The organism is Rhodococcus yananensis (genome assembly GCF_020515525.1).
Taxonomy (GTDB): domain Bacteria; phylum Actinomycetota; class Actinomycetes; order Mycobacteriales; family Mycobacteriaceae; genus Rhodococcus; species Rhodococcus yananensis.
The window spans coordinates 1-3,239 of record NZ_JAIYEP010000148.1; the positions used below are offsets into that span (position 1 = coordinate 1).

General features: G+C 67.9%; 4 protein-coding genes. 3 read left to right on the forward strand and 1 reads right to left on the reverse strand.

The window, feature by feature from the left end; translation table 11 throughout:
• Window positions 1-30: 30 nt before the first annotated feature.
• Window positions 31-279, reverse strand: a complete 249-nt coding sequence (locus tag LDQ05_RS19425; protein ID WP_226438589.1) for a DUF2530 domain-containing protein — start codon at window positions 277-279, stop codon at window positions 31-33.
• 84 nt (window positions 280-363) lie between these two features.
• On the opposite strand from LDQ05_RS19425, the gene LDQ05_RS19430 reads away from it, so the two are divergent.
• From LDQ05_RS19430 to LDQ05_RS19440, 3 genes are read left to right on the forward strand one after another with little or no spacing between them, the layout of a single operon-like run.
• Window positions 364-1,833, forward strand: coding sequence for an NCS2 family permease (locus tag LDQ05_RS19430; protein WP_226438590.1), 1,470 nt, complete (start codon window positions 364-366; stop codon window positions 1,831-1,833).
• A 49-nt stretch (window positions 1,834-1,882) separates the two neighbouring features.
• Complete coding sequence (locus LDQ05_RS19435) at window positions 1,883-2,329, forward strand: MarR family winged helix-turn-helix transcriptional regulator (RefSeq protein WP_226438591.1); 447 nt, start codon at window positions 1,883-1,885, stop codon at window positions 2,327-2,329.
• Window positions 2,330-2,386: 57 nt separating this feature from the next.
• Entirely contained in the window at window positions 2,387-3,193 is an 807-nt protein-coding gene (locus LDQ05_RS19440; protein WP_226438592.1) for a TrmH family RNA methyltransferase, read from the forward strand.
• Window positions 3,194-3,239 lie beyond the last annotated feature (46 nt).

Here is a 3,239-nt window from a genome sequence, read left to right on the forward strand (position 1 = left end):
CCGGCTACCAGAAAGGCGCACGGGTCGGGTTCAGTCGAGGCCCACCTGCGCGCCGCGGCTGCCGCGTCGGGACGCGGCACGCTGAAGGAGGAACAATCCGGTTCCCAAGAGTCCCACGATGATTCCTGCAACGCATACGGGCAGTGCGCCCGACCAGCGATCGCCGGACAGGAGGACGGCGACGGTCGCGATCACCCAGGCGGCCGTTCCGACGGTCAGGGCGACACGGGGGTCGGCGAGTCGTCGCACGTCGGCGGCGACGGTTTCGGCTTCGTTCACGAATTGCAGAATAGAACGTCGACGTTGCAATAATCTTCACCCGTTGCGACGACGCACCGTACACGACGAGCGGGAAAAGTGGACATGGCCGTGGGCACCGAAACCAAGAGATCCTCCCTCCTGGACACCTATTTCAAGATCACCGAGCGGGGATCGACGGTGTCGCGCGAGGTCCGCGGCGGTATCGTCACGTTCTTCGCGATGTCGTACATCGTCGTCCTCAACCCGCTGATCCTGGGCAGCTTCTCGGCCGACGACGCCACCGCGAAGATCGATGTCGCGGGCAACATCCTGCCGGTCAACCAGGTCGCCGCCGTCACCGCGCTGGTGGCCGGCCTGATGAGCATCGTGTTCGGTGTGGTCGCGAACTATCCGTTCGCGATCGCCGCGGGCCTGGGCATCAACAGCCTGCTCGCCGTCACGATCGCACCGCAGGTCACCTGGCCGGAAGCGATGGGGCTCGTCGTCATCGACGGCATCATCATCGTGGTCCTCGCCCTCACCGGGTTCCGCACGGCGGTGTTCAACGCCATCCCCGCCGAACTCAAGGCCGCGATCGCAGCCGGCATCGGCGCGTTCATCGCGTTCATCGGCATGGTCGACGCCGGCTTCGTCCGCCGCATCCCGGACGCCGCCGGCACCACGGTTCCGGTCGGCCTGGGAATCGACGGTTCGATCGCGTCGTGGCCGACGTTCGTCTTCGTGTTCGGTGTGCTGCTCATGGGCATCCTCGTGGTCCGCAAGGTGCGCGGCGGCCTGCTCATCGGCATCGTCGTCAACACCGTCCTGGCGATGATCATCGAGGCGGTCGCCGATGTCGGGCCCTCGCAGGGCACCGACCCCAAGGGGTGGAACCTCGGTGTCCCGGCCGCACCGGATACCTTCGCCGGTCTTCCCGACCTGAGCCTCGTCGGCGACGTGAGCCTGTTCGGTGCGTTCACCCGCATCGGTGTGATCGCCGCATCGTTGCTGGTGTTCACGCTCGTCCTCGCGAACTTCTTCGACGCGATGGGCACCATGACCGGCCTCGGCAAGGAAGGCGGACTCACCGACAAGAACGGCAACCTGCCCGGCATCGGCAAGGCGCTGGTCATCGAGGGCACCGGCGCGATCGTCGGCGGCGGCGCGTCGGCATCGTCGAACACGGTGTTCGTGGAATCGGCGTCCGGCATCGCTGAGGGGGCACGCACGGGCCTGGCCAACGTGGTCACCGGCGGACTCTTCCTGCTCGCGATGTTCCTGACCCCGCTGTACGAGGTGGTGCCGATCGAGGCGGCTGCGCCCGCGCTGGTGGTCGTCGGCGCGCTCATGATCGGACAGGTCCGCGACATCGACTTCACGAAGTTCCAGGTGGCGCTACCCGCCTTCCTCACGATCATGGCGATGCCGTTCACCTACTCGATCGCCAACGGCATCGGCGTCGGTTTCATCACCTGGGTCGTGCTCCACGCCGTCAGCGGCAAGGCCCGCACCGTGCACCCGCTGATGTGGGTCGTCGCCGCGCTGTTCGCCCTGTACTTCACGGTCGATCCGATCACGGAACTGCTCACCTAGCAGACCCGGTGAGCGTGGCCGTGTCCGGTCTGTCCCGTATTGTGCACGCATGATCTCGGATACACGCGCACTCGCGGGCGATCTCGCCCTGGCCGTGGTGCGCCTGACCCGTCATCTGCGGGGGAGACGCAGCAATTCCCGAGTGTCCCTGACGCAGCTGTCGGCGATGGCGACGCTGCGCCAGGAGGGACCGATGACCCCCGGGGCGCTCGCCGCGCGCGAACGGGTCCAGCCTCCGTCCATGACGCGGGTCATCGCGTCGTTGCACGAGATGGGCATCGTCGACCGCACGCCGCACCCCACCGACGGACGGCAGGTGATCGTCGCGTTGTCGGAGGCCGGGTACGAGCAACTCGCCGAGGAGGACGAAGCGCGCGAGGTGTGGCTGACCGAACGGCTCGAACACCTGGATCCGGGCAGCCTCGAGACGCTGCGCGGAGCCGTCCGCATCTTCACCGAACTCGTCGCCGACGACAAGGGACACCCGACCGCGTAGGGGTGCGCAGGACACCGCCTTCGGCCCGGCGCGTCGACGGCTGGGAGAATGACCGGCGTGGTTCACGTCATCGACATCGACGATCCCGCCGATCCCCGGCTGGACGACTTCCGCGACCTCAACTCCTCCGACCGCCGCCCCGACCTGCCGGGCCGTAAGGGACTGGTGGTCGCCGAGGGTGTTCTGGTGGTGCAGCGGATGCTCGACTCGCGGTTCGCTCCGACGGCTCTGCTCGGGGTCGCCAGACGGCTCGCCGAACTCGTCGACGATCTGCGTGACGTCGAGGTGCCCTACTTCCGGGTGTCCGCCGAGGTGATGGCGACGGTCGTCGGGTTCCATCTCAACCGCGGGGTGCTCGCGGTCGCGCACAGGCCCGACCCGCTGGACGTCGACGATGTGCTCGAGAAGGCCGAGACCGTCGCCGTGCTCGAAGGCGTCAACGACCACGAGAACATCGGTTCGATGTTCCGCAACGCCGCCGGTCTCGGTGTCGACGCCGTGCTGTTCGGCAAGGGGTGCGCGGATCCGCTGTACCGGCGGGCGGTGCGGGTGTCGATGGGGCATGTGCTGCGGGTCCCGTTCGCGCACGTCGACCGGTGGCCGGACGACCTCGACCGGTTGCGGTCGCGCGGATTCCAGTTGATCTCCCTCACCCCGAATCCCGGCGCGGTACCCCTCGCGCACGCGATGACGGGGGAGAAGGTCGCCTTGCTGCTCGGTGCCGAAGGCCCGGGGCTGACCGAGCACGCGATGCGCGCGACCGATGTGCGTGCCCGCATCCCGATGGCGCCCGGTACCGATTCGCTCAACGTCGCGACGGCCGCGGCGATGGCCTTCTACGAGCGGGTGCGCCTCCCGCACTGACCCCGACCCGTGCGCACTTCTGGTAGCTGGAGCTACCAGAAGTGCG

Bases quoted from the DNA above. Each gene is read 5' to 3' on its own strand.
- LDQ05_RS19430 (WP_226438590.1), top strand. From the start codon at position 364: ATGGCCGTGGGCACCGAAACCAAGAGATCCTCCCTCCTGGACACCTAT.
- LDQ05_RS19435 (WP_226438591.1), top strand. From the start codon at position 1,883: ATGATCTCGGATACACGCGCACTCGCGGGCGATCTCGCCCTGGCCGTG.